Genomic DNA, 26,789 nt, shown 5'->3' on the forward strand with positions numbered 1-26,789 from the left:
TAATGACATCAGCCCTGCTTGCCCCCCATCCGTTTGGGGATCTGATTACCGAAGCCAGCCTGACGGAGAAGTTTGCCCATTTTCATCAGTGGGAAGATCGCTATCGCCAGCTGATTCAGCTCAGCCGCCAGTTGCCGGCGCTGCCGGAAGCGCTGAAAACGGCGGAAATTGAGCTGTCCGGCTGCGAAAACCGCGTCTGGCTCAGCAGCCAGCAGCGGGCCGACGGCACGCTGCATTTTTACGGCGACAGTGAGGGGCGCATTGTGCGCGGATTGCTGGCGGTGCTGCTGACAGCGGTGGAAGGAAAAACGCCCGCGGCCCTGTTAGCCACAGACCCGCTGGCGCTATTTGATACCTTAGGGCTGCGCGCGCAGCTGAGCGCCTCGCGCAGCAGTGGTTTACAGGCGCTGGCAGAGGCGGTACAGCGTGCCGCCCGCGCGCATCAGGCAGACTGACGCGCCGCGCGCGCGAGGAATTTTTTCAGCGCGTGCGACACCGCAACAAAACCAAAGGTGGCGGTCACCATGGTGGCCGCACCAAAGCCGGCGGCACAGTCCATGCGCTTTGGCCCTTCCGCCGTGCTGCGCGAAGCGCATACGCTGCCGTCCGGCTGCGGATACACCAGCGCCTCGGTAGAGAACACGCAGTCGATCCCCAGTTTACCCTTGCTGTTTTTCACTACGCCAAAATCACTTTTCAGCCGCTCGCGCAGTTTGGCAGCCAGCGGATCCTGAATGGTTTTGGCTAAGTCACTGACCTGAATCTGCGTCGGATCAATCTGTCCGCCGGCGCCACCAGTGGTGATCAGCGGGATCTTATTGCGCCGGCACCAGGCAATCAGCGCAGCCTTGGGGCGCACGCTATCAATCGCGTCGATCACATAGTCGAACCCCGCCGCCATCAGCTCCGCGGTATTGTCCGGCGTGATAAAGTCATCGATGCAGATCACCTCACACTCCGGATTGATGGCATGAATACGCTGCGCCATCACCTCGGTTTTCGCCTGGCCGACATGCCCCTGCAACGCATGAATCTGACGGTTGGTATTGGTAATACACACATCGTCCATGTCGATCAGGGTAATTTTACCGATGCCGGTGCGCGCCAGCGCTTCGGCCGCCCAGGAACCGACGCCGCCGATGCCGATGACGCAGAAATGCGCGTCGGCAAAACGCTGCAGTGCTTCCTGCCCGTAGAGACGCGCCGTGCCGCCAAATCGCTGGCGCCAGGCGTCGCTGACAACTTTCATAGCTAACCTTTTAGTACGATGCGCAGACGCGCACCCGACAAACCCAGGGTGCACAGCCTATCAATTTGCGCCGATAATCAATGAACCATTATTGCCGTTTTGCGGATTGCTGAACAGCGGCTGGCCGGTTCCCGGTGCGGCTTTCAGCACCCAGACGCGGCCATAATGGTTGTAGAAGCCCGCCAGATGCGCCGCATCCGGGCCGACGCCCTGGTAGATATCGAAGTGCTGGCCTTTGATCGCGCCGCCCACGTCCAGCGCGACCATCAGGCGCATCTCATATTTGCCGTTGAATTTGCCCTTCTCATTCAGCTGCGGCACTTCAGCCAGCAGCGCCGTACCGGCGGGAATCAGCGAACGATCGGACGCCACCGAGGCTTTGGCAATCAGCGGTACCGCGCTGGCACCGCGCACCGGCACATACTCTTCCGGCTTGAAGAACACGAACGACTGGTTGGTTTCCAGAACGTTGCGCACTTCCTGCGGTGAGTGCTCCTGCGCCCACTGCCGAATCGCCTGCATCGACATGTCTTCGCGCTTCACTTCACCGCGATCGATCAGCTCTTTACCAATACTGTGGTAAGCCCAGCCGTTCTTGCCGCCGTAACCGAAGAAGCGCAGCGGACGGCCATCGCCGAAATCGACATAGCCGCTACCCTGCACGTCCATCATAAAGTTGTCGATCAGCGAGTTGCTCCAGGCAATCACATAACGCTCATCCAGTGCGCCACTATAGATAGAAGCGCGGCTTGGCAGCTTCTGTCCGCGCGGACGCGGCGGCATGCGATAAATCGGATACTGGAATTCGCCCTGACGGGTATAACGCGCTTCCACCACCGGCGTGTAGTAACCGGTAAACTGTACGTTGCCGTAGCTGTCGGTGCCTTCCATCTGATAGGCGTTCAGGCCGAACTGGCGCAGCTGACGCGTATCGGCGCCGGAGAGCAGCCAGTTCTGAATCGCACTGTAAGTGCCGAGGTTGCGGCCATACAGACCGGACGACGCCGACTGGATCTGCTGCACCTGCAGGCCGAAATCACGGCCATTGACCGGACGCCCTTTGGCGTTCGGCTCATTCACCAGCCCGAGCGGTTGCTCCAGCTTGCCATCAATATATTGCTGACCGCGATCGGTCGGCTTAGAGCTACAACCGGCTAACAGCGCCAGAAATGCGCCAGTAAGTGCATACTTCGCCCAATGTCCTTTCATTACCTTCTCTTTTTAAGCTGGTTGTTTGCACGGCGACGATAGCAAAGGGGCAGACAGAATGAAATCTGCCGCAGGCTAGCGCGCTCACATCTGTATAATAAATCGTCCAATGGCCAAATAATTCAGCAACTGTTTGTCTATTTAGCGCTTTAACGCAAAAAAGGGGTTGCATCATCATACGCCCGGTGTATAGTGCGCATCCACGGACGCGGGGTGGAGCAGCCTGGTAGCTCGTCGGGCTCATAACCCGAAGGTCGTCGGTTCAAATCCGGCCCCCGCAACCAATTCTTCGTGATGAAGAGACAATGTGGCAAGTCGCTTAGCGCGACAGACGGACGCGGGGTGGAGCAGCCTGGTAGCTCGTCGGGCTCATAACCCGAAGGTCGTCGGTTCGAATCCGGCCCCCGCAACCAATTGTCTTAACGAAGAATACAATGTGCAAAGTCGCTCAGTGCGACAGACGGACGCGGGGTGGAGCAGCCTGGTAGCTCGTCGGGCTCATAACCCGAAGGTCGTCGGTTCGAATCCGGCCCCCGCAACCACTTCTTCTGACGAAGAACATCACAACACCCTGACGGGTGTTTTTTTGTTTCTGCGCCCGGTAAAAAGCGGCATCGCTGCCGCCCTGCCCTAACGTCGTGCCAGCACGCCGCCTTTGTCAAAATACGCCTTAATACCGTGCAGAATGGCTTCCGCCACCTGATGCTGATAGCGCGGCGTACGCAGCTTCCGCTCCTCTTCGACGTTACTGATAAACGCCGTTTCCACCAGAATCGACGGGATATCCGGCGCTTTCAGCACCGCAAAGCCGGCCTGATCCACCGTGCGTTTATGCAGGTGGTTAATGTGGCCCATGCGCGTCAGCACTTCTTTGCCAAACTTCAGACTGTCGCTGATGGTCTGCCGCTGCACCATATCGAACATGGTGTGGTCGAGATAGCGATCGCCGCTCATGCTGACCCCGCCGATCAAATCCGCTTCGTTCTGCGTCTGGGCGAGAAAGCGCGCGGCGGCCGAGGTTGCGCCGCTGGTGGAGAGCGCGAAGACCGAAGAGCCGCGCGCCGCCCGGCTGGTAAAGGCGTCGGCGTGAATTGAGACAAACAGATCGGCGCGCTGCTTGCGCGCTTTCGCGACCCGCACGCGCAGCGGTATAAATACATCTTCGTTGCGCGTCATGTAAGCCTTCATATTACGTTCTTTGTCGATCAGCGCTTTCAGATAGCGTCCAATCTTCAGCACGATATCTTTCTCGCGCGTTTTGTACTTGCCGTGCGCGCCGGGATCTTCCCCGCCGTGACCGGGATCGATCATGATAATAATCGGTCGATCGCGCCCGGCTTTACCCGGTAGCGGCGCCTGCGCCGGTTGATCGCGCTCCAGTTCACCCTGGTTGTAATCCTTCAGTAACGCCAGCAGCGGATCCTCTTCCTGTGACGACTGGCTGGGATAGAGATCGACCACCAGCCGGTGGCGAATACCGGCGACCGGATCGAGGGTGAAGGTTTTCGGTGCCACGCTGCGCTTCAGCTCCAGCACCACGCGCACCGTGGTGGGATCGAACTGACCGACGCGCGCGGTTTTAATGTAGGGATCGTCCACCCGCACCAGCTTATCAATGCCTTTCAGCGCGCTGTTGATTTGCAGGTTCTGGATATCGATCACCAGCCGTTCGGGATTGCTCAGCGTGAACTGCTTATAGTGCAGCGCGACGCTGGATTCCAGCGTCACGCGCGAGTAAGTCGAGGATGGCCAGATGCGCACGGCCACAATGTGCTGACTGGCCGCAAAACCGCTGCGCGTCACGCTCAGCAACCACAGCGCACCTGCGCCCTGTAAAAGTCGTCTTCGGGTAAAAGCTTCGGACATGCCGCTCCAGCTACTGTGTTATGTCTAAAAAATCGTCAGTTGACGAGCAGAAGGCGAAAACTTTATTCAATGAGGAATGTCTTGTCTTGCCGGAAAAACCAGATAATGCAGTCTGTTAGCGTGGCTTGCATCAGGAAAATCGTAAAGTAACGTCAGGTCCGATACTTGCAAAAAGCGGCGAAAGAGCATAAAAATACATAAATTTCGAATAAACATTCACAGAGGGTTTGCCGTGAAGGAACGCAGTACCGAACTGGTTCAGGGTTTTCGCCATACCGTTCCCTATATTAATGCCCACCGTGACAAGACGTTTGTCATCATGCTGGGTGGCGAGGCCATCGAGCATGAGAACTTCTCCAGCATCGTTAACGATATCGGCCTGTTGCATAGTCTCGGCATTCGCCTGGTAGTGGTTTATGGCGCGCGGCCGCAGATCGATGCCAGCCTCGCGCAGCAGCAGCTGGAGCCGATTTATCACAAACACACGCGCGTGACCGATGCCCAATCGCTGGAGCTGGTGAAGCAGGCGGCCGGGCGTTTACAGCTCGATATTACGGCGCGTCTGTCGATGAGCCTGAATAATACGCCGCTGCAGGGCGCGCATATTAATGTGGTGAGCGGTAACTTCATCATCGCTCAGCCGCTGGGCGTGGATGACGGCGTCGATTACTGCCACAGCGGCCGCATCCGCCGCATTGACGAAGAGGCGATCCATCGTCAGCTGGATAACAATGCCATTGTGCTGCTGGGGCCGGTGGCGGTCTCGGTGACCGGCGAAAGCTTTAACCTGACCTCGGAAGAGGTGGCGACGCAGCTGGCGATTAAGCTGAAAGCCGAGAAGATGATCGGTTTCTGCTCCGAACAGGGCGTAACCGACCGCGAAGGCACCATCATTTCCGAGCTGTTCCCGAACGAGGCGCAGACGCGTATTGATGAAATGGAGAGCGACGGTGATTTTCTCTCCGGCACCGTGCGCTTCCTGCGTGGTGCGGTCAAAGCCTGCCGCAGCGGCGTGCGCCGCAGCCATCTGATTAGCTATCAGGAAGATGGCGCACTGCTGCAGGAACTGTTCTCGCGTGACGGTATCGGTACGCAGATTGTCATGGAGTCGGCCGAGCAGATTCGCCGCGCCAACATCAACGACATCGGCGGGATTCTCGAACTGATTCGTCCGCTGGAGCAGCAGGGCATTCTGGTGCGCCGTTCACGCGAGCAGCTGGAGATGGAGATCGATAAATTCACCATTATTCAGCGCGACAACATGACCATCGCCTGCGCAGCGCTCTATCCGTTCCCGGACGAGCAAATCGGCGAGATGGCCTGCGTGGCGGTGCACCCCGACTATCGCAGCTCGTCACGCGGCGAGCTGCTGCTGGAGCGCGTGGCGCTGCAGGCGCGGCAGATGGGGCTGAAGAAGCTGTTCGTGCTGACCACGCGCAGTATCCACTGGTTCCAGGAGCGCGGCTTCACGCCGGTGGATATTGAGTCGCTGCCTGAAAGCAAAAAGCAGATGTACAACTATCAGCGTCGTTCCAAAGTGCTGATGGCAGACTTACGCTAAGCGCCACTGCTCATCAAAGCGCCGCTGAGGGAAAGTCCCCGCGGCGGCGCAATCATCTGCCCTCTTCTCCCCCTAAGCGATCCAGCAGCCCGCTGCGCCGCTGCGTGCGCAACTGCACCGCGCGCCGGAACACCGCTTCATCACTGAACAGCGTCAGCTGGCTGCGCGCCCGGGTAATAGCCGTGTAAATCAGCTCGCGCGTCAGTACCGGCAGGAACTGAGCCGGCATCACCAGCGCGGTGTGGTCAAACTCCGAACCCTGTGATTTGTGCACCGTCATCGCCCATGCCGTGTCATGGGCCGGCAGGCGACTTGGCTGTACCGCTTTGATGCTGCCATCGGGCAGCGGGAAAAACACCTTGAGCAGCCCTTCCTCATCGAACAGCGTAATGCCGATGTCACCATTGAACAGGCCGAGCGCGCTGTCGTTACGCGTCACCATCACCGGACGCCCCTGATACCAGCGGCTGCCCCCTGCCGGACGCCGAATCAGCTGCAGCTGCATCAGCTTATGCTCAATACGCTGATTGAGCCCCTGCACGCCAAATGGCCCTTCGCGCAGCGCGCACAGCAGCTGATAACGGCCAAACGCAGCAATCACCTCGGCCGGTGCGGCACGCTGGTTAATCAGCTGGAGAAATGGCCGATAGCCTTCGGCAATCTGCGTCAGCATCGCCTGATACGCTTCGGCATCGTTGAGCGGCTGGCGCACGATATCACTGAAGCCCGCCTGAAAGGCCGCCTCGACCGCCTGCGCTTCGCCGGCGTTGACCGCCGCAGCCAGCTGACCGATGCCGGAGTGCGCCGCAAAACGGTAGCTTTTGCGCAGCAGGCAGATGGCATCACGCACCGCCGGGGCCACCGCATCATCGGTGCCGGCAACCTCGCAGCCGGTCAGCGTGGTGAGCTGCAGCGCGCGCACCGGACTGTAGCCCGCCTCAGCACAGCGGCAGATATCCCCGAGTACCGCACCGGCTTCAACCGAGGCCAGCTGGTCGCGATCGCCGAGAAAAATCACCCGCGCGTGAGCGGGCAGCGCGGCGATCAGGTTTGCCATCATGCCGAGATCGACCATCGAGGCTTCATCGACCACCAGCACGTCGAGATGCAGCGGATTACCGGCGTGGTAGCGCAGGCGCTGCGTCTCCGGCTGGGCACCGAGTAAACGGTGCAGCGTGGTGGCTTCTGCCGGAAAACGCTGGCGCTCCGCATCGCTGACGTCGAGACTGCGCAGCGCCTTACCCAGCGACTCGGTGAGCCGCGCCGCCGCCTTACCGGTAGGGGCGGCCAGCTGAATGCGCAGCGTTCCCTCACTGAGGCGAATCAGCGCCGCCAGCAGCTTCGCCACCGTGGTGGTTTTGCCGGTGCCGGGCCCGCCGGAGATCACCGCGGTTTTTTGCGTCAGCGCCACCGCCGCCGCAATTTTCTGCCAGTCCTCAGGCTGGCTGCCGAAAAAGGTATCCAGCACGCTGCGCACCTGTTCGGGCGCAAACAGCTGCGGCGCTGCCTGTGGCTGGAAGAAGCGCGCCACTTCTCCTTCGTGATGCCAGAGCCGGTGCAGATAGAGCCGGTTATCACGCAGCACCACCGGTGCCGGGCGATCGCTGGCGCTGAGCGCCTGCCAGTCCGCCAGCAGCGTCGGCCAGTCCTGCGGCTCGCCGGCGGCCTGCCAGATGGCGTGTGCCAGCTCCGGATGACGACCGCTGAACAGCCCTTCGCGGGTAAGCTGCGACAGCGGCAGGCAGACGTGACCGTCACCGGCTTCCGCGCTGAGACAGGCAGCCGCCAGCAGATGCGCGGGCCGATCGTCGTCGGCCAGCAGCCGGGCAAACTGAATATCCAGCGCCCGCAGCAGGCGCAGTTCTGCCGCCTGTGCCAATAGCGTACTCATGCTACTCATGCTGCTGCTCCCGGCCCGCGAAACAGGCTATCCAGTTGTGAAACGAAATCTGATGTTGGTCGGGTATGGAACACCCCGTTATCCGGCAAGCTGCCATCCATGCCGCGTAAAAACAGATAGAATACGCCGCCAAAATGCTGTTCATAATCGTAATCCGTCAGGCGGTGCTGCAAATAGCGATGCAGCGCCAGCGTATACAGCTGATACTGCAAATCGTAACGGTGGTCGATCATCGCCTGCGCCATCGCCTGCGGTGTGTATGCCTGATGGCTCTCGCCCAGCCAGTTAGATTTGTAATCCAGCAGATAGTATTTGCCCTGCCAGCGAAATACCAGGTCGATGAAGCCTTTCAGCATGCCCTGCACCTGACGGAAGTCGAGCGGCGGTGCCTGACGCGACAGCGGATCCTGCCGCATCAAAGCGTCCAGCGCCGGTGCCGTCAGCAGTCCATCAATCGGCAGATAGAACTCCATCTCGATCAGGCGATTGCCCGGTGTGATGTCGCTCAGCCGGATCCCTTCAGTGTTGAGCGGCGTGTTCACTACGCGGGTAATCCACTCGCTCAGCATCGGCTGCCAGTGCAGCGGATAGCCGCTCTGCTGCAACTGCTGTTCCAGCTGCGGCGCTGACGGCGGCTGGGTGAAGTCGAGCGATTCAAACAGCGTATGCAGGAAAGTCCCGGGCGCTGCGCCACGCGGGAAATGGTGCGGCGTCAGCGCGGCTTCCAGCACTTCCGCCTCGCGATCTTCCCCGACCGCTTCCGCATCGAAGCCCGGCATCACATCCAGCAGACGGTGACTACCGTGCTGCTGCAGCCCGGAGTAGCTGGTGACACGCCACGGATCGGCCAGCGCGCGCGTGACGCTGCGCGCATCCAGCTCATCGTCAACCTCGTCCAGCGCCTGCCAGCGTTCATGGCCCTGCGGCTGCGCCATCACCACTTCGGTTCCGGTCACGCTGATGTCGTGCAGTAAACTCGCCAGCTGTTCTGCGGTGGCCGGCTCGCCGCGCTGCAGCAGGAAACCCAGCGCGCTTTTATGTAAATCGCTCTCGCCCTCTTTCTTGCGCGTGCCGCGAAACAGCGGTGCCACGCCGACGCTGCAGTGATACACCGAACGCGTCAGCGCCACGTACAGCAGGCGTAAATCCTCTGCCAGCCGCTCCTGCTCTGCCAGCGCAAGACTTTGCTCATCATTCTGCAAATCCAGCACCGCGTTGTAATGCTCGCGGTCGTGATAGAGCGCGATATCGGTCTCGCGGAAACCGGCGGCAAACGGCAGCCACACCAGCGGATACTGTAACCCCTTGGATTTATGGATAGTGACAATCTGCACCAGGTGGCGGTCGCTCTCCAGCCGCAGCTGCTGGCTGGCCGACTGGCTGTCTGGTCGGGCGATCTGCTGCGCCAGATAACGCACCAGCGCGTGCGGACTGTCGAGCTGGGCCGCCGCCTCCTGCAGCAGTTCGCCGAGGTGCAGCAGATCGGTCAGGCGACGCTCGCCATTCTCTGAGGCCAGCAGGTTTTCTGCCAGCTGGCGCTCCAGCATCAGCTGACGCAGCATCGGCAGTACGCCACGCTGGTGCCACAATTGCTGCCAGCGGGCAAAGGTATCCACCAGCGCATCCCAGCCGCGTGCATCCTGATCCAGCGCGTCCAGCTGCGCGGCATCAAAGGCAAACAGCGACGTGGCCAGCGCGGTGCGCAGCATCCGCTCCTGTTCGGGCGCGAGGATCGCCTGCAGCAGCCACAGCAGTTCTCGCGCCTCGGGCGTGGTATACACGCTGTCGCGGTTGGAGAGATACACCGAAGGGATGCCGAGCTGATTGAGCGCGGCGCGAATCAGATTGGCTTCGTTCCGGCTGCGCACCAGTACGGTAATGTCCGAGGCCTGCACCGGCCGCTGGTCAGGCGTTTTGCCCAGCAGCGCGCGCTGTTGCTGACCCGCCTGCAGCCAGCGGCTGATATCAGCGGCGCACTGCTGCGCCATCAGCTGCTGGTATTCGCTGACGCTGCAGCCTGCGCCCGGCTGTAGCCAGAAGCGCAGCGCGGCCTGTTCCTCGCCGTCGATACTCAGTGACAAACGCTGATTGGGCGGCGCGGCATTGACCGGCAGAAACGGGATGTCCGCAAACAGAAACGGTGCGGGCTGGCGCATAAACAGCTGATTGACGCTCTCCACCATCGCCGGTGACGAGCGCCAGTTGGTATCCAGCGTGTAGTGCGCGTGAACTTCACTGCGCGCGCGGATATAGGTAAAGATGTCCGCACCGCGGAAGGCGTAGATAGCCTGTTTCGGGTCGCCAATCAGCAGCAGCGCATGCTGCGGCTGCTGTAAATAGAGCGTGCGGAAAATACGGTACTGCAGCGGGTCGGTATCCTGGAATTCGTCAATCAGCGCCACCGGAAAGCGCTGGCGAATCGCCTGCGCCAGCTGCTCGCCGCCGGGCTGTTGCAGCGCCTCGTCCAGCCGGCTCAGCAGATCGTCAAACCCCAGCAGCGCCTGCAGGCGTTTCTCTTTACGCACCGCGTGACGCACCTCCACCAGCGCGCGTGCAATCACCAAATCGCGCAGCGACAGCGGCTGCGCCAGGAACGTATCTATGGCGGCAAACAACGGGTGCTGCGGTGGCGCGCCCTTTTTGGTTTTTTCATTGAGCACCTGCTGACCGAAACGCGCCAGCTCGGCGGGAATCTGGTAATCCGCGGTCTCGCTCTGCGCCCAGGCGCTGACTTTACTGACCCACAGCGGCAGGTTTTTGCTGCTGTAGCTGCGCTTATCAACATCAGACTGCCCGACCAGCGTCAGCACCTCTTCGCCCAGCGCACGCCACTGCGCTTTCATTTCGGCAATACGCGCCAGGTTGCTGCTGTGGCGTGATGTCAGGGTTTCACTGTCGTGCGGCGCCAGACGCAGGCTGGGCGACTCGCCCTGCAGCCACGGGCGCAACGTCGACAATAGCTGTTCCGGCCCGCTCCATTCCGCAACGATGACGCGCGCAATATCCAGCGTCAGCGGATAGCAGTGGCGCCGCCAGAAATCCGCCGTCGCCTGACGCAACAGCTGCTGTTCATCTTCAATCAGCTGCTGCTCGAACAGCATGCCGGACTCAAACGCGTTGAGATTGAGCATGCGCTGGCAGAAGCCGTGAATGGTGAAAATCGCCGCCTCGTCCATCTGCCGTTCCGCCGCCAGCAGCAGCGAGGCCGCCTCAGCGGGCTGGGCAATGTCGGCCAGCAGCTGCATCAGCATCGGATTTGCGCTGACGCCGCGCAGACAGGCCAGCCGCAGCTCATGAATATTTTCCCGGATACGGCCGCGCAGTTCGGCGGTGGCGGCTTCGGTAAAGGTCACCACCAGAATCTCTTCCACCGACAGCGGGCGCGCATAGGCATTCTGCCCGCCAAGTCCCAGCAGTAAACGCAGGTAGAGCAGACCAATGGTAAAGGTCTTACCGGTGCCGGCGGAGGCCTCAATCAGACGCTCACCCAGCAGCGGCAGCGTCAGGGGATTGAGCGATTCAGGGCGCTGACTCATGGCGCATCACTCTTCACGGAGAGCGACTGCTGCAGCCGGGCGACTTCATCCCAGGTGGTAAAGCCCGGCAGCGGCGCATAATCCGCATCGTGGGTGCCATCGTGACTGCCGCCAATCTGCGAGATCATCGCCATGCCCTGCTGCGCCAGCACGGCCTGATGGAAAAAGTCAGCCAGGCTGGCCGGTGTCAGCTGCTGAATTTGCGCAATGGCTTTTTCGCGCGTATCAAACGCGAAGTTCTGGCGATTGAAATCACGGCTGTAACGGTTGGCTTCTTCATCCAGCGTTTGCGGACGCTGTTTCAGGTCGTTGATCAGTGCCTGCTGATACTGGGCGAAATCTTCCGCTTTCATGCTGCGCAGACGCTGTTCCGCCTGCGGATAGAACGCCTGGAAACGCTGCATAAGATAAGCGGGCGCTTTACTGTTGCTTTGCAGCAGGAAGCCAATGCCCCACTGGCGGCCAATCGGCATCTGATAAGCGAACACCGCATAGCCCAGTTGCTCCTCGGTGCGCAGCTGATTGTAGAACCACGGCTGCACAATCTGGCTCAGCATGGTGCTGTTAGCCATACTTTGATACTCGCTGTAGCCGAGCGGCACATACAGCGTCGCCAGCGCCGAGTCGGTGCTGCTGCCGGTTTTCTGCAGGTTGGCTTTGATCGGCTTATCCACCACCACATAATCGCTGTGCCAGTAACCATGCCCCGCGCTGTGCAGTTGCTGTTTAAGCTCTTCGCCCAGCTGCCTGACGCGATCCGCCGACAGGTTGCCGACCACCATCATTTCCGGCGTGGCATGCTGGATCAGCGCATCGCGGTAATCCATCACCTGCTGCAGCGTGATCTGTTTCACAAGCTGGCGTCGCGCCTCACGCTGGGTATAAGGCAGCTGGGACAGCATTTGCATCGGCTGAATCGCCTGTTCAAATGCTTTGCCCTTTTCCGCTGCTTCCAGCCGATCCAGATACCAGGATTTCGCCTGCTCCAGCTGCTGCGCATCCGGCTGGAAGCTGGCGTAGCCTTCTACCAGCTTTTTCAGCAGCTCCGGCAGGCGCTGGGTGAAGCCGCTGGCATTGAACACCAGCCCGTCGTCCTCACCGGTGGAGAAGCTGATGCCGCCCACCGAGGCCTGCGAATTCAGCTCATCCAGCGCCAGGCTGGAGAGGTAGTCGTTGAGACCAAACAACACCTGCTGGCGCGCATCGCTGATCGCGGATTTGTTACGCAGCGCGAGCGTAATAGCGGCCTTCGGCTCGCTGGCGTAGAACTGGCTCGGCATCCAGTAGATGCGCATGCTGTCGCCACTGGTCAGCGCCACCGGATGATCGTAATGCTTACCGTCAGAGGGGATGAGGGAGAAATCCGACGGAATGTAGGGATTCAGGGTCGGCAGCGACAGCGGAATCTGCTGCGCCTGCTGCTGCCAGGCGCTGAACTGCGCGGCGCTGATTTTATCCACCTGATAAGGCGCATTCACAAAGTAAGCCTGTTTGTTGTGCGGCTCAGCGGGACTGATGTACCAGATGCGGGCGTTCTGCGGCGTCATCTCAGCCAGACGGGCGTTGATCGCGGCCGCATCATAGCGGTCGGCCAGATAAGGTGCATCCAGCGTGTGCGTCACCGGCACGCGCAGCATGGTATCCACCAGCCACTCAATGTAATCCATATCGCGGGTAATTGATGGATAGCGGAAATCCAGCGCCAGCACGTGCGCAACTTCATCGAAATAGCGCTTGTCGATGCCTTGTTTGCGCAGCATATCAAGGTAGCTGAATACTGCAGCCACCACGCGATCGCGCTGCGCCAGACCTTTGTCGGTCAGCGAAACCGAGATGGCAAACACGCCGCTGTTGCGCTCGGTCATCGGATCCGCGCCGGCATTGACGCCATCCGCCAGTCCCTGCTGCTGCAACCAGTCGTTCAGGGTATTTTTGCTGCGGTTGCCCAGCAGATAGCTGATTAAGGTGTCGGTTTTGCTGCGGAACTGGTCGCTGTCGTTGGCGATGCGAAACTCAATTTTCAGCTGCTTGCGCGGCTGCGCTGGCACGTAATGAATGATGATGCCTTTCTGCGCATCGGTGACCACCGGCACGGTAATGTCCGGCACGCTGGCCTGATGATTGGCCACGCGACCAAAAGTCTCGGCAGCGATCGTCGCCATCTCCGGCAGCGGTTTGTTACTGTAAATCACCGCTTTCATCAGATTCGCCGAGTAGTGGCGGTGATAGAAATCGAGCAGCGCCTGATGCAGGTTGCTGTCGGGTTTGTCACTAAGGGTATCAAGGTTACCGCCCGAATAGCGCGAGCCGGGGTGCGCCGGGTTAAGGGTTTCCGCGCCAACCTGCGCCATACGCAGCCCATCGCGCGAGCGTGCCATCGTCAGCTCAGCGTTAACCGCATGCCGCTCGCGGTCCGCGTTGGTCGGGTCGAGCAGGGGTTGCGCAATCGCATCCGCCAGACGATCCACCGCCGGTTGCAGCGCATCGTTTTCAACTTCCAGGTAAAACGCGGTGCGGTACGAGGCTGTGCTGGCATTGTGGCTGCCACCGTGCTTCTTGAGAAACTCCGCCAGGTTATCCGGCTGCGGATAATTTTTTGACCCCATCAGCACCATGTGTTCCAGATAGTGTGCCAGGCCCAGCTGACTGTCGGGATCGTCCAGAGAACCGATCGGTAACGTCAGCGCTGCCAGTGATTTCGGCGCGGCAGCATCCGACACCAGCAGCACCGTCATGCCGTTGCTCAGGGTTATGGCCTGATAACTGCGCGGATCGTGATCGCTCTTGCGGATGGTTTCATCAATCGGCTGCCAGCCGCGCCCGTCGTCGGCAAAGGCATTCAGCGCCAGCATGCTCAGCAGCAGCGCTCCTATCCAGCGTGCGTAAATCCGCATTTCAACCCCTTAACGTTACCCTTATCCGCCGGCGTTGCGCCGGTCGGGATACTCAAACACTTTCTTATAAGACGGTGGCTGCCAAGGTACAGGCCGCACTTCCGTTGCTATTCATCATCCTGATGCGCGAGGCGCACCGGCAAATACCACTGACGCGCCGCAGCGATGATCTGCTGCTGCGTCGGCTCGTCCAGCGTGCGGCACAGGCGCTGCAGATAGGGATCGCTGCCCTCGCCTTCAACCTGGTAGCCGCCCTGCCACGCCTGCAACAGCTTGTTGAGCGCCTTTTTCTGCGTGGCGTCATCTTCCTGAAGCTGGCCGGATTTGCTGTCAAAGCTGGCGTCCAGCCAGGCGCCGCCGGATTTATTCAGCAGCAGCAGCGGCTGCGCCAGACCCGCCTCACAGGCGGCCACATATTCAGCCAGCTGCGCCTGCGCCTGGGCAGGTGCCACGGCCGCGAAGCACCAGCGGCTCTGTTTGCGACCATACATGCGGCTAGTGCCGTTGCCGCCCAGCGCACAATACACCAGATGTTCCAGCCACAGCAGCAGGCCATCGTTGATGTTGAGCACGCCCGGACGCCAGCGTAACAGCCCATCAGCTTGCACCTGAGTCAGCCAGCCGGTCAACTGCGTTGCGCCCAGCGTCAGGTTGACTTCCCAGCTCTCCGCCGGCAGCCGCTGCGCGCTCACTTCCGCCGCCACCTCCTGCATCTCTTCGGTCTGGCTTTGCCAGAAAAGTTCCCCGAAGGCGCCGTAAGGCAGATTACCGGCGGCGCGATGGTGCGCATACAGCTGGGCCGGATCGTCACCGTTGACCAGCGTATTCAGCAGTTCAGCGTTGATCTGATAGCGCTCCAGGCTGTCCGGTGCGAACGGTTCGCTGTCCGGCAGCTCGCTCTCCTCCATCCAGAAAGCCACGCCGAGGCGCTGCTGAAACCACGCCCGCACCGGATGACGCCAGAAGCGCAGCAGCTGCTCCAGCGACAGCGTGGTCAGCGGCTGAACCGGCAGCGGCTGGACAAACCCGGGCTGCGCCACGCCGCTGCCGGTCGCCGCTGGCAACCATTCTGCGGCGAAGCTCTGCACGTGGCTTCCCGGCTGGAAATTTTCCGCCGCGAACGGCATGCGGCTATGCAGGCGTTGCAAATGTGCCCGCACCCGCTGCTCACTGACGTCCGGCTCACAGGCTTCATCGCCCGGCAGACAGAAACTTTGCGCCAGATAATCCACCAGTTCAGTCACCAGCACCGAGGGATAGCGCTCGGTGTTGTCCTGAATCGCCCGGCCAATGTAGCTGATGTACAGCTGCTGCTGCGCCGAGATCAGCGCTTCAAGGAACAGATAGCGGTCATCATCACGCCGGCTGCGATCGCCTTTCCGCGTCTGCTGCTGCATCAGGTCAAAACCGAGCGGCGCCAGGGTGCGCGGATACACGCCGTCGTTCATGCCCAGCAGGCACACCACTTTAAACGGGATGGAGCGCATCGGCATCAGCGTACAGAAGTTGATTGGCCCGGCCAGGAAGCGCTGGCTGATGCGCTGCTGATCGAGGCGCGAACGCAGCTCATCGCGCAGCAGCGTGACCGGAATCGGCTGCTGATAGGCGGCCTGCATCCCCTGTTCAATGATCTCCTGCCACTGCGTTTCGACCAGCAGCAGCGCCGCCTCGCTGTCGGCATCGCCGCTGAAGAAGCTGTCGATCAGCTCGCGGCACAGCGGCAACCACTCGGCCAGGGTGCGCGTCTGCGCAAGGCGCGTGCGCCAGTTGTCGAGCCGCGCCAGCAGCTCGGCCAGATGGCCCGCCAGCTCGGCGATCAGGCCGCTGGATTCGTCATACGGCAGAATGCCCTGCCAGTCGCCGTTGCGGCTTTCCAGCGCGTAGCCCAGCAGCATACGCTGCAGGCCGAAGCGCCAGGTGTGCTGGCCGGTGACCGGCAGCGCCAGCGCTTCCACGCTGGCATCATCCAGTCCCCAGCGGATGCCGGATTCCATCACCCAGCGGCGCAGCAGGCGCAGGCCGCTCTCCTCGACGGAGAAACGCTGTGCCAGCGCCGGCACCTCCAGCAGCGCCAGCACCTCTTCTGAGGCAAAGCGACTGTCCGGCAGTGCCAGCAGGCTGAGCAGCGCGAGGATGGCCGGATGCGCCTGACTGGCGCGCCGGTCAGAAATGGCGAACGGCAGATAGCGCTCAGGCGGCGCACTGGCAAAAGCCGCCTGAATAAAAGGCGCGTAGCTGTCGATGTCTGCCACCATGACGATAATATCGCGCGGCTTCAGCTCCGGATCGGCTTCCATCAGCGCCAGCAGGTGATCCTGCAGCACTTCCACTTCACGCTGGGCGCTGTGACACACCTGCAGCGTGATGGAACGATCGTGCGGATCGAGGCGGCGCTTGTCCATGCTGTCGGCCAGCTCGCCAGCGCTGAGCCCAATCACCGCGCGATCGTCAAGATTGAGCAGATCGGCCTGCAGGCAGTGCAGCAGATTATCCGGTGACATCTCCACAAACGCATCGATGTCGTTGGCGGCTGACTCCATCTGGCTCAGCAGAAACAGGTTGTCGCGGCCCAGCTTACCCCACGAGGCCAGCAGTGGATTGGTCAGCTGCTGCTCGCCCAGTTCGTTAAATAGCGCAGGCGCGGCATCCGGATCGCGGAACAGCGGCTGCGTCTCCTGCGAATGCAGCCGCAGCCGCTGGCGGCTCTGCAGCTTCGCGAGGAAGGCGTAATCCTGAATGTCGCCCCAGTAGTGACGACAGGGATTGGTAAACAGCAGGTGAATATCAATGTGGCGGCCCAGCGCTTCCAGCGCCTGCAGATAAACCGGCGGCAGCGCAGAGATACCGCAGATGAAGACGCGCTGCGGCAGCCCCGGCGGCGGCGTTGACGCCTGCTCCAGCGCCTGGATAAACCGTGCATAGAGGTTGGCACGGTGCCACATCGGCTGACCGAGGCTGCGCGTGAATTCGACCAGATCGCGCCACAGCGCCGCCTGCCACTGCTGAGCATCGCTCAGCCCGTCCACCTGTTCGCCGCGCTCCCAGCGGTTCAGCCAGTCGGAGCGGTAGACCAGATACTGGTCGAACAGATCCGCCACGCGCGCGCTGAGCTGGTAGAGTTTGCGCTGATCGTCGTCGTCATGCAGATAGCTGCGCAGCGGCTGAAATGCCTCCTGCTCCAGCAGCACCGGCAGCCGGTGCATCAGCTTCCAGCTCATGCTGGCTTTGGTGAAAGCGCTCTCTTCCGGGATATCCGGCAGCACTTTAACGAACATGCTCCAGATAAAGCTGGCGGGCAGCGGAAAATCAATGTTGGCGGCAATGTTGAAGCGGTTAGCCAGCTCCATCTGCAGCCACTGCGCCATGCCCGGGCTCTGTACCAGCACCTGCTCAGCCGCGAGCGGATCGGCCAGCGGCTGGAGTTTTATCAGCTCTACCGCTAAGTCTTTCAATAAATCTAACCGATTGGAGTGGTAAACCCGGAACATAAAACTCCTTAAAGAAGGGAAAGCGCAGCCCGGTCACTCTACCCTTAATCGTCTGGCCTGCCTACCCGCCGGCATCACCTTCGCGGCAATTGAGCCGCGCCAGTGACGCCGTGCGCTGATGGGGTCCGGTGACAGTAACGCGATCCAGCACGCAGCCGCCAGGTAAACTCTGCGGCTGGTGCACAATGTGCCAGCCGGCAGTATCACGCCCGAGCAGCGCCTGCCCGGCTACCTGCCACGCCTGGCGCTGCTGCCACTGCTGGCTAAATCCCAGCGCCAGTGCGCGATGATACTGCAGCAGCGTGCTGATGGTCATCGCCAGCAGCAGCATGGCGACCAGCGTTTCCGCCAGGCTAAAACCCTGCTGTCGCCTCTGGCAGCTGACACTGCTCCGCCTTCGCCAGCGGGCAGTAGTCGATCCAGCCATGCGGCTGTGGCTGCAGCTGACCGTAGCGCAGCGATACCCACTGATAGAGCACGAGCGCACGTCCGGTGCCGCGCGCCGATAATAAGCCATTGTTCTCCTCCTGCCGCAGCAGACAGCTTTGCCACGCATCGGTCAGAGCGGTCTGACACTGCCAGCCCGCGGCCCGCGGCCAGTTTTGCTGCCGGCCCCACGTTAACGCGGCCTGCGCCTGCCAGAAATCCTGCTGATGCTGCTGCTCGTCGGCGACCAGCGCCATGCCCTGCACCAGCTGCGTGCGCGCGGCGTGCAGCGTGAGCCCGCCCATCAGCAGTAACATCACCACCATGCCTAGCGTGCTGTTGCCGCGCTGCTTCACAGATTCAGCCCCTCCGCTATCATCGTTAGCTCTGCCTGCTGGCGGCCCGCCGTGGCGGCCAGCTGCAACAGCAGCCGCGTGCCCTGGCGCTCAACCCGGAAGGTGCTGAGGGTGAGGAATGCCGGATCGGTGATGCGCTCCCAGCCGTTGCTGTTGCACTCGTCCACGCCGCGCTGCATCTCCAGCTGTCCGTTGCGCAGACGATAGCCGTAATAATCGCTTTCACTGTGACCGACGCCTTCCCAGCGTCCGTTACTGTTTTCGTCCCATCGCAGCAGTACACAGCTGCCGCCGCTCACCAGCGTGAGCGCCGCACCGCCGCACTGACCGTGACAGTAACCGGCACGGCGCAGCGCTTTGGCCAGCGAGCCGGCAATCTGCTGCAGCTCCTGTTGCAGCTGGACCCGCTGCTGCAGCCGCAGGTTCTGTTCCAGCAGCAGCGGCAGAAAGCGGCCAACGCTGACCATCAGCACCGCGCCAATCGCCATGGCGATCAGCATCTCCAGCAGACTGAAGCCCCCCTGCGCTATTCGCATCCCTTCTCTCCCGGCTGGCAGACCCGGATGCGCGCCCGGGCGGAGAGGATGACGCGCCAGCGGCCAGCCGCGCTCTCCAGTTCGATACTGCCGGGCCGGGCCACATCGCGTCGGCCGTAAAAGCCCGGCTCGCCGATCAGCGCGGTGATGCGCACTTCGCGATAAGGCGGCCGGAACAGCCAGCGCGACGGCAGCTGACACCCTTCTGCAGGCTGCGGCCCGGTGCCGAGGCAGCCGTTTTCGCCCGGTTGCAGCCACAGGCTGAGGTCGCGGTTGTGCCAGCTGGCGTGCGCGCGCAGCCGTAGCAAAAAGCTCTGCAGCTGCAGAACGCTGTCACGCAGTTGCTGATACTGTTGCCAGCGCTGCCAGCCCTGTAAGGCTGCGATGCTGAGGATGCCGGCAATCACCATAACCAGCAGCAGTTCCGGCAGCGTAAAGCCGGCGTTTTGGGTTCTGTTCATAACCGGCACTCTGCGCCTGCCGGATGAAAAGCAACAGCGGCAAACAGAGAAGATGGAAAGCGTGCCGCAGGAAAGTTATGCCCGGTGCAGACAACACCCTTTTTTTGCGCGTCGGATTCAGAAAATCCCCGCAGAAGCGGACGGGGCCAGGCAAAAAAAAAGCCCTGCACGATGGCAGGGCCTGATGCTGAAGAGCGGCAGATTACACGGCAACCGGCGCTTTGATCGCCGGATGCGGATCGTAGCCTTCGATCTCAAAATCATCGAACTGGTAATCAAAAATCGACGCGGGCTTACGCTTAATCACCAGTTTCGGCAGCGGTCGCGTTTCACGCGTCAGCTGCAGTCGCGCCTGTTCGAGATGGTTACTGTACAGGTGCGTATCGCCGCCGGTCCAGACGAAATCGCCCACCTCAAGATCGCACTGCTGTGCCACCATATGCACCAGCAGCGCATAGCTGGCGATATTGAACGGCAGGCCGAGGAAGATATCGCACGAACGCTGGTACAGCTGGCACGACAGCTTGCCATTCGCCACGTAGAACTGGAAAAACGCGTGGCACGGCGCCAGCGCCATCTGATCCAGCTCACCGACATTCCATGCCGAAACGATAATGCGGCGCGAATCCGGATCGCGTTTCAGCTGCTCAATCACCTTGCTGATTTGATCGATCTCTTCGCCGGAAGCATTGCCCCAGCTGCGCCACTGCTTGCCGTAGACCGGTCCCAGATCGCCGTTTTCATCCGCCCATTCGTCCCAGATGGTGACCTTGTTCTCTTTCAGGTAGCCGATGTTGGTGTCGCCTTTTAGGAACCACAGCAGCTCATGAATGATTGAGCGCAGATGCACCTTCTTGGTGGTGACCAGCGGAAAACCGTCCTGCAAATTGAAACGCATCTGGTGGCCAAAGATGGAGAGCGTGCCGGTACCGGTACGGTCGGCCTTTTCTGCGCCTTCATTCAGCACATGTTGCATCAAATCCAGATACTGTTTCATTTTACCTCACGCGTTTGTTGCTGCGGGCGACGACGATACGCCCAGACCATCATAATCACTCCGGCCAGAATCATCGGGATCGACAGAATCTGGCCCATACTGATACCGCCTTCGAACAGGCCAAGCTGGGCATCCGGCTGGCGGAAAAACTCCACGATAATGCGGAATGCGCCGTAGCCAATCAGGAACAGGCCGGAGACGCTGCCCATCGGGCGCGGCTTGCGAATAAACAGGTTGAGGATGATAAACAGCACAATGCCTTCCAGGCACAGCTCGTACAGCTGTGACGGATGGCGCGGCAGCACGCCGTACGTGTTCAGCAGTTCCTGATACTGCGGGTTATTGGCCGCCAGCGCGAGATCTTCGCTGCGCGAACCCGGGAACAGCATGGCGAATTTAAAGTCAGGCGCCACGCGGCCCCACAGTTCCCCGTTGATGAAGTTGCCGAGACGGCCAGCACCGAGGCCAAACGGGATCAGCGGCGCAATGAAATCAGAGACCTGGAAGAAGGTGCGTTTGGTACGGCGGGCGAAGATCAGCATCACCACGATCACGCCAATCAGACCACCGTGGAATGACATGCCCCCGTCCCACACTTTGAACAGATAGAGTGGGTTGTCGAGGAACAGCGGCAGGTTATAGAACAGCACGTAGCCGATGCGGCCGCCGAGGAACACGCCGAGGAAGCCTGCGTACAGCAGGTTTTCAACTTCTTCTTTCTTCCAGCCGCTGCCGGGTTTGTTGGCGCGGCGCACCGCCAGCCACATAGCAAACACAAAGCCTACCAGATACATCAGGCCGTACCAGTGCAGCGAAACCGGTCCGATGGAGAAGATCACCGGATCGAATTGGGGAAATGAAATGTAGCCGTTAGTCATCTTTCACCATGTTTTTTCTGCCCGCAAAAGGGCGTGGCTAAAGGGCCATACAATAAAAGGCTGCGCATCATAGCACAGCCGCTTTTCACAATTTCCGCAGAAATGTAAACAGTTAACGTCCGCCGCGAATCAGTCCGCCCAGGCCGCGCCGCTCCATGAAGGCCGACACCAGATGGCGCACTTCCGTTGCGGTGTGCGCCATCACGCCCTGCTGGCTCAGTTTCTGCGCCTCTTCGTAATCGAGGTGGCGCAGCAGGTATTTGACGCGCGGAATGTTCTTGCCGTTCATGCTGAGATGGTGATAACCCAGACCCACCAGCAACGCGACGCACATCGGATCGCCCGCCATTTCACCACACAGGCACAGCTCCAGTTTGGCCTGGCGGGCTTCACTGGCGATGGTTTGCAACGCCCGCAGCATCGCCGGATGCAGCGAATCGTAAAGGTTGGCAACGCGGGTATTGTTGCGATCGACCGCCAGCAGATACTGGGTGAGATCGTTGGTGCCGACGGAGATAAAGTCCACGCGTTGCGCCAGATGCGGGATCAGAAACAGCATCGACGGCACTTCAATCATCACACCAATGCGCGGTTTCGGAATGGCATAACCGAGCATCTCTTCCACTTCGCGACCGGCGCGATCGATCAGGCGCCGCGCCTCTTCGATCTCGTCAATATGACTGATCATCGGCAGCAGAATGCTCAGGTTGCCCGAAGCGACGTTGGCGCGCAGCATAGCGCGCACCTGCACCAGGAAGATCTCCGGCTGGTCGAGCGTCAGACGAATGCCACGCCAGCCGAGACAGGGGTTCTCTTCACTGATCGGCATGTAAGGCAGCTGTTTGTCAGCGCCGACATCCAGCGTACGCAACGTCACCGGTTTGTCGTAAAACAGTTGCAGCATGCCCTGATATTGCGCCACCTGCTCCTCTTCCGACGGGAAGCCGCTTTGCAACATGAACGGAATTTCGGTGCGATACAGGCCGATGCCGTCAACCCAGTTGTCGAGCGCCTGTTCGTGTTCCGGGCTGAGACCGGCGTTGAGCATCACCTGCACGCGCTCGCCGCTTTTCAGCTCGCCGGGCTGCTCCACCACATCTTCGGCCATTTTGCTCAGCGCGTTCTCTTCGCTGATCAGCCGCTGATACTCCTGCACCAGCACCGGCTCTGGATCGATCAGCACTTCGCCGCGATAGCCGTCCACGATTAGCAGCCGCTTGTTGAGCTGCGACGGCAGGATATCCGCGCCCATCACGGTCGGAATACCCATGGCGCGCGTGAGGATCGCCGCGTGCGAGTTGGCTGCGCCATCGCGCACCACCACGCCCGCCAGCCGCTCCTGAGGCAGCTCCGCCAGCGTGGTGGCGGTGAGTTCATCGGCTACCAGCACAAAACGTTCCGGCCAGGCATTGGTGCCCACCAGCGTGTCGTCAAGATGGAACAGCAGGCGCTGGCCGAGCACGCGCAAATCACCGGCGCGCTCGCGTAAATAGTGATCCTGCAGGCTGGCAAACTGTGCGGCAAACTTCTCGATCACCGTTTTAACCGCCCACTCGGCTACCGATCCGCGCTCGATCTCGGCAAACAGATCTTTTTTCAGTCGCGCATCGGTGAGCAGGTGCGAGTAGAGATCGAAGATCGCCGCGCTCTCTTTCTGCACGCTGGCCGCGAAACGCTTGCTGAAGCGACGAAACTCGTTGCCCGCCTCGCCCATGGCGACAATCAGGCGCTCGCGTTCACGCTGTGGATCGAGCGTAGAGGCGGCGGACACCTGGTCGAGCAACGGCTGTGTTTCATCAACCCAGCCAGGCGCAACGGCGACGCCCGGCGCGGCGGCAATCGCTTTGACGCGCGTCTGGCGGAACTGACCGAACAGCTGGCCAAGCTGCGACTGCGACAGCAGCGCGGCCATCTGCGTGGCCAGCGTAACCAGAAACGACTCTTCGCTTTCGTCGAACTGACGATGCTCTCGCTGTTGCACCACCAGCACGCCGAGCAGTTGACGCCGGCTAATGATTGGCACACCCAGAAACGAGCGATAGCGCTCTTCTTTGACGGAGGGAATGTATTTGAAGCTGGGATGACTTTGCGCATCGGCGAGGTTGATCGGTTCGGCCAGGCGGCCCACCAGCCCGACGATACCTTCGTCGAACGCCAGCGTAACCGTGCGGCCGCGCGGCTTTTTCAGGCCGCGCGTCGCCATCAGGTAGTAGCAACGCCGATCGTGATCGGCGAGGTAAACCGAGCAGACCTCGGTCTCCATCGCCAGGCATATTTCGTTGACCAGAATGTCGAGTGCTTCATTCAGACGCGGTGCACTCGCCACTTTTTCTACAATTTCGCGCAACTGAGTGAGCATAAAGGGCGTGGCCTATCCTCTTTTACGTCGATGGGCGGCGTTGTTATTGCGCTGCCCCGCACTCTCCTGCATAGACATCACCACGCCAGCGAATTCCTTCATGACGCGGCGATACACATCGCGCTTGAAAGAGACAACCTGACGTACCGGATACCAGAAGCTGACCCAGCGCCAGCCATCGAACTCCGGCGTGCTGCTGTGTTGCACATTGATATCCGCGTCACTACACATCAACTGCAGAAGAAACCACTTTTGTTTCTGGCCGATACACACCGGCTTTGTGTCCCAACGCACCAAACGTTTTGGCAACTTGTAACGTAACCAGTTACGGGTTGAAGCAAGTATTCGAACATCTTTGCGGTGTAAACCCACTTCTTCGAACAGTTCGCGATACATCGCCTGTTCAGCGGTTTCACCCGGATTGATGCCTCCCTGAGGAAACTGCCAGGAGTGCTGTCCAAAGCGCCTGGCCCACAACACTTGTCCTTGCCTGTTACAGATTACGATACCAACATTCGGGCGGTAGCCATCATCATCGATCACTGGACTACCTCAAAGCTAAATTTGAATAGCCTGATTGTTTCATACTCCTTACAGGCGGTAAACCACTGGATATCCGCGCCGCTGACCGGATAACAATGGGATAACTCACAGATAATAGCCATGTTATGAACAGACAGGGGCATTTAACGGCGATCTTATTCACCTTTTCTGTGGATAGCTTTGTGCAGAACACGGGAATGTGTTGAATAACCGCTTCGGAAAATTCTCATGCACGCCGGGGCGAATAGCACTAAAATACCCATTTATCATAGCGATAGCCAATCACTCCGTTCAGATACACAGCGTGAAAGCCGGTTATTCTTCCCCACGCGGTTACCGCTGCTCAAAGATCCATCACCGTTGATTTTATCCACAGAGAATGTCCTAAACCTGGGCAGAGAATGGAAAAAAAGCGCGCAGTTCGGCAAAGTCAAGGCTGTAAATGGAAACAGGGGTGGGCAAAACGTGGGGTTATCCCACTTTTCTGTGGATAACTGGGTTTAAGATCCTGTTCATTGTCGATAACAAACCGGGATAACCGCCTCTTACCCTGATGAGCACCTGGTCAATCACGCTAAAAAAGCATGCTGAATCATGCTATTATCACGTTTACATTGTCCGCCACGGTGTGGACAACACGCGCTGACCTTTACTGACCATATTTTGACCAATGCGAGTTTTTATCATGAATTGCCCTGCCGCCTTGCCTGCTGCGCCCCGTAACGAAGCCGAACTGCTCCAGCGTGCCCAACAGCTGGCTGGTCAGAGCTTTGCCGCGCTGGCCGCGCAGCTTGGCCTGCCGATGCCCGCCGATTTACGCCGTGACAAAGGCTGGGTCGGCATGCTGCTGGAGCTGCTGCTGGGTGCCAGCGCCGGCAGTAAAGCCGAGCAGGATTTTGCGCATCTGGGTATTGAACTCAAAACCATTCCGGTCGATGCGCTGGGTAAGCCGCTGGAAACCACTTTTGTCTGCGTGGCACCGCTCACCGGCAACAGCGGCGTTACCTGGCAAACCAGCCACGTGCGCCACAAGCTGGCGCGGGTGTTGTGGATCCCGGTGGAGGGCGATCGTGCCATTCCGCTGGCCGAGCGCCGCGTGGGTTCGCCACTGCTGTGGCAGCCGAATGCGCAGGAAGAGCAGCAGTTACGTGAGGACTGGGAAGAGCTGATGGACATGATCGTGCTCGGCCAGGTGGAGCGCATCACCGCCCGCCACGGTGCGTGGCTGCAAATCCGGCCAAAAGCGGCCAACAGCAAAGCGCTGACCGAAGCCATCGGCGAACACGGCGAGCCGATCATGACGCTGCCGCGCGGTTTTTATCTCAAGAAGAGCTTTACCGGACCGCTGCTGGCGCGGCATTTTCTGCTGTAATGCCCGGTACAACCTCGCCCTTGCAGGATCGCTTTAGGCAGCGCCGCCTGCGCCGTGTATAATTCCCGTTTACTTTTCGTTTAGGAATGAAGGATTCATGTTTGACTGGATTGCTGATCCCAACGCCTGGCTGGCGCTGGGAACATTAACCATTCTGGAAGTGGTGCTGGGTATCGATAACATTATTTTCCTGTCTCTGGTGGTCGCGAAACTGCCGCAGCACCAGCAAAACCGGGCGCGCCGGCTGGGTCTGATGGGGGCGATGTTGATGCGCCTCGGGCTGCTGGCCTCCATCGCCTGGGTGGTGAGACTGACGCAGCCGTTGTTTTCCATCATGGACCACGCCTTCTCCGCGCGCGATCTGATTCTGCTGTTCGGCGGCCTGTTCCTGCTGTGGAAGTCGAGCATGGAGATCCATGAAACCATCGAAGGCGGCGAAGAGGAGCACAAAACCAATGTGCACTCTTTCTTCGGCGCCATCGTGCAGATCATGCTGCTCGACATCATCTTCAGCCTGGATTCGGTGATCACTGCCGTCGGTCTGTCCGATCACCTGTTCATTATGATGGCGGCGGTGGTCATCGCGGTGCTGATGATGATGGTAGCCGCGCGCGCGATTGGCGAGTTTGTTGAGCGGCATCCGTCGGTCAAAATGCTGGCGCTGGCGTTTCTGATTCTGGTCGGCTTTACCCTGATCCTCGAGAGTTTTGGTATGCATGTACCAAAAGGTTACATTTATTTTGCGATGTTCTTCTCCATGGCGGTAGAGTGTCTGAACCTGATGCGCAGCAGGAAAAACAAAGCGTAACCTGTCAAGGGCGAGCGCATCTCGCCCTGTTATTTTAGGAATGATGCGATTACTCCAGCTGGCAAAAGCATTTATTACTACACTTTTGCTGTTGAAGTGGCTTGAGGGAGCTGAGAATGAAAGGGTTGGTAAGTGCAGTGGGCCTGCTGCTGGCGGCGCTGGCATTAAGCGGTTGCAGCAGTGATTACGTTATGGCCACCAAAGATGGCCGCATGATTATGACCGAAGGTAAGCCGTCGATTGATAAAGAAACCGGTCTGGTGCAGTACACCGACGAACAGGGCCATGTTATGCAAATTAATGGTGACGAGGTTTCCACCATCATTGAGCGTTAAGTGCCAAATTGCCTC

20 protein-coding genes and 3 tRNA genes are annotated in these 26,789 nt (G+C 60.0%); 8 read left to right on the forward strand and 15 right to left on the reverse strand.

Annotated elements, in window-relative coordinates; all coding sequences use genetic code 11:
* Positions 1–2 precede the first annotated feature (2 nt).
* Positions 3–455 (forward strand): cysteine desulfurase sulfur acceptor subunit CsdE, encoded by a 453-nt coding sequence (gene csdE, locus F3J36_RS20765; protein ID WP_021507386.1) that lies wholly within the window; start codon positions 3–5, stop codon positions 453–455.
* Here the strand turns inward: csdE and tcdA are convergent.
* Together tcdA and mltA are read right to left on the reverse strand one after the other, a co-directional pair.
* Positions 443–1,249: a tRNA cyclic N6-threonylcarbamoyladenosine(37) synthase TcdA gene (gene tcdA / locus F3J36_RS20770; RefSeq protein WP_021507387.1), complete on the reverse strand. Its 807-nt coding sequence runs from the start codon at positions 1,247–1,249 to the stop codon at positions 443–445. The genes csdE and tcdA overlap by 13 nt on opposite strands.
* Before the next feature lie 60 nt (positions 1,250–1,309).
* Positions 1,310–2,458 carry a murein transglycosylase A gene (gene mltA, locus F3J36_RS20775; RefSeq protein WP_021507388.1) on the reverse strand — a complete coding sequence of 383 codons (1,149 nt, stop codon included), beginning with the start codon at positions 2,456–2,458 and terminating at the stop codon, positions 1,310–1,312.
* A gap of 207 nt (positions 2,459–2,665) precedes the next feature.
* Between mltA and F3J36_RS20780 the strand changes: the two genes are divergently transcribed.
* The 3 genes from F3J36_RS20780 to F3J36_RS20790 all read left to right on the forward strand — a co-directional run bounded on the left by F3J36_RS20780 (position 2,666) and on the right by F3J36_RS20790 (position 3,000).
* A tRNA-Met gene (locus tag F3J36_RS20780) sits at positions 2,666–2,742 on the forward strand.
* A 52-nt stretch (positions 2,743–2,794) separates the two neighbouring features.
* A tRNA-Met gene (locus tag F3J36_RS20785) sits at positions 2,795–2,871 on the forward strand.
* A gap of 52 nt (positions 2,872–2,923) precedes the next feature.
* Positions 2,924–3,000, forward strand: a tRNA-Met gene (locus F3J36_RS20790).
* 88 nt (positions 3,001–3,088) lie between these two features.
* Here F3J36_RS20790 and amiC read toward each other — a convergent pair.
* Positions 3,089–4,324 carry an N-acetylmuramoyl-L-alanine amidase AmiC gene (amiC, locus tag F3J36_RS20795; RefSeq protein WP_166720481.1) on the reverse strand — a complete coding sequence of 412 codons (1,236 nt, stop codon included), beginning with the start codon at positions 4,322–4,324 and terminating at the stop codon, positions 3,089–3,091.
* A gap of 232 nt (positions 4,325–4,556) precedes the next feature.
* On the opposite strand from amiC, the gene argA reads away from it, so the two are divergent.
* Positions 4,557–5,885: an amino-acid N-acetyltransferase gene (gene argA, locus F3J36_RS20800; RefSeq protein WP_021506712.1), complete on the forward strand. Its 1,329-nt coding sequence runs from the start codon at positions 4,557–4,559 to the stop codon at positions 5,883–5,885.
* A 52-nt stretch (positions 5,886–5,937) separates the two neighbouring features.
* On the opposite strand, the gene recD is transcribed toward argA, so the two are convergent.
* The 12 genes from recD to rppH all read right to left on the reverse strand — a co-directional run bounded on the left by recD (position 5,938) and on the right by rppH (position 24,259).
* Entirely contained in the window at positions 5,938–7,785 is a 1,848-nt protein-coding gene (recD, locus tag F3J36_RS20805; RefSeq protein ID WP_058757057.1) for an exodeoxyribonuclease V subunit alpha, read from the reverse strand.
* On the reverse strand, positions 7,782–11,321 hold the full coding sequence (recB, locus tag F3J36_RS20810; RefSeq protein ID WP_166720482.1) for an exodeoxyribonuclease V subunit beta: 3,540 nt from the start codon (positions 11,319–11,321) through the stop codon (positions 7,782–7,784). The genes recD and recB overlap by 4 nt, the downstream gene beginning before the upstream one ends.
* On the reverse strand, positions 11,318–14,215 hold the full coding sequence (gene ptrA / locus F3J36_RS20815) for a pitrilysin (protein ID WP_166720483.1): 2,898 nt from the start codon (positions 14,213–14,215) through the stop codon (positions 11,318–11,320). Before ptrA ends, recB begins: the two co-directional genes overlap by 4 nt.
* 107 nt (positions 14,216–14,322) lie before the next feature.
* Complete coding sequence (gene recC, locus F3J36_RS20820) at positions 14,323–17,703, reverse strand: exodeoxyribonuclease V subunit gamma (protein WP_166720484.1); 3,381 nt, start codon at positions 17,701–17,703, stop codon at positions 14,323–14,325.
* Positions 17,704–17,764: 61 nt separating this feature from the next.
* Positions 17,765–18,055 carry a prepilin-type N-terminal cleavage/methylation domain-containing protein gene (locus F3J36_RS20825; RefSeq protein ID WP_230857086.1) on the reverse strand — a complete coding sequence of 97 codons (291 nt, stop codon included), beginning with the start codon at positions 18,053–18,055 and terminating at the stop codon, positions 17,765–17,767.
* Position 18,056: 1 nt separating this feature from the next.
* Entirely contained in the window at positions 18,057–18,485 is a 429-nt protein-coding gene (locus F3J36_RS20830) for a DUF2509 family protein (RefSeq protein ID WP_166720485.1), read from the reverse strand.
* Positions 18,482–19,021: a prepilin peptidase-dependent protein gene (locus F3J36_RS20835; RefSeq protein ID WP_166720486.1), complete on the reverse strand. Its 540-nt coding sequence runs from the start codon at positions 19,019–19,021 to the stop codon at positions 18,482–18,484. Before F3J36_RS20835 ends, F3J36_RS20830 begins: the two co-directional genes overlap by 4 nt.
* Positions 19,012–19,482 (reverse strand): prepilin-type N-terminal cleavage/methylation domain-containing protein, encoded by a 471-nt coding sequence (locus F3J36_RS20840; RefSeq protein ID WP_166720487.1) that lies wholly within the window; start codon positions 19,480–19,482, stop codon positions 19,012–19,014. Before F3J36_RS20840 ends, F3J36_RS20835 begins: the two co-directional genes overlap by 10 nt.
* A 202-nt stretch (positions 19,483–19,684) precedes the next feature.
* Complete coding sequence (gene thyA, locus F3J36_RS20845) at positions 19,685–20,479, reverse strand: thymidylate synthase (protein ID WP_104188425.1); 795 nt, start codon at positions 20,477–20,479, stop codon at positions 19,685–19,687.
* Positions 20,476–21,357 (reverse strand): prolipoprotein diacylglyceryl transferase, encoded by an 882-nt coding sequence (lgt, locus tag F3J36_RS20850; RefSeq protein WP_021506703.1) that lies wholly within the window; start codon positions 21,355–21,357, stop codon positions 20,476–20,478. Before lgt ends, thyA begins: the two co-directional genes overlap by 4 nt.
* A 112-nt stretch (positions 21,358–21,469) precedes the next feature.
* Positions 21,470–23,716, reverse strand: coding sequence for a phosphoenolpyruvate--protein phosphotransferase (gene ptsP, locus F3J36_RS20855; protein ID WP_058757064.1), 2,247 nt, complete (start codon positions 23,714–23,716; stop codon positions 21,470–21,472).
* A 12-nt stretch (positions 23,717–23,728) separates the two neighbouring features.
* Complete coding sequence (gene rppH / locus F3J36_RS20860) at positions 23,729–24,259, reverse strand: RNA pyrophosphohydrolase (protein WP_031279497.1); 531 nt, start codon at positions 24,257–24,259, stop codon at positions 23,729–23,731.
* Positions 24,260–24,944: 685 nt separating this feature from the next.
* Here rppH and mutH point away from each other — a divergent pair.
* The 3 genes from mutH (at position 24,945) to F3J36_RS20875 (ending at position 26,774) form a co-directional block, all read left to right on the forward strand.
* Positions 24,945–25,631, forward strand: coding sequence for a DNA mismatch repair endonuclease MutH (gene mutH / locus F3J36_RS20865; protein ID WP_058757065.1), 687 nt, complete (start codon positions 24,945–24,947; stop codon positions 25,629–25,631).
* Positions 25,632–25,728: 97 nt separating this feature from the next.
* The gene (locus tag F3J36_RS20870; RefSeq protein ID WP_021506699.1) at positions 25,729–26,439 is read left to right on the forward strand and encodes a TerC family protein; all 711 of its coding nucleotides are present in this window, start codon (positions 25,729–25,731) and stop codon (positions 26,437–26,439) included.
* Between the two features lie 116 nt (positions 26,440–26,555).
* Positions 26,556–26,774: a YgdI/YgdR family lipoprotein gene (locus tag F3J36_RS20875; protein ID WP_021506698.1), complete on the forward strand. Its 219-nt coding sequence runs from the start codon at positions 26,556–26,558 to the stop codon at positions 26,772–26,774.
* Positions 26,775–26,789: the final 15 nt, after the last annotated feature.

Source organism: Pantoea sp. Cy-640, assembly GCF_011752635.1.
GTDB lineage: Bacteria > Pseudomonadota > Gammaproteobacteria > Enterobacterales > Enterobacteriaceae > Pantoea > Pantoea dispersa.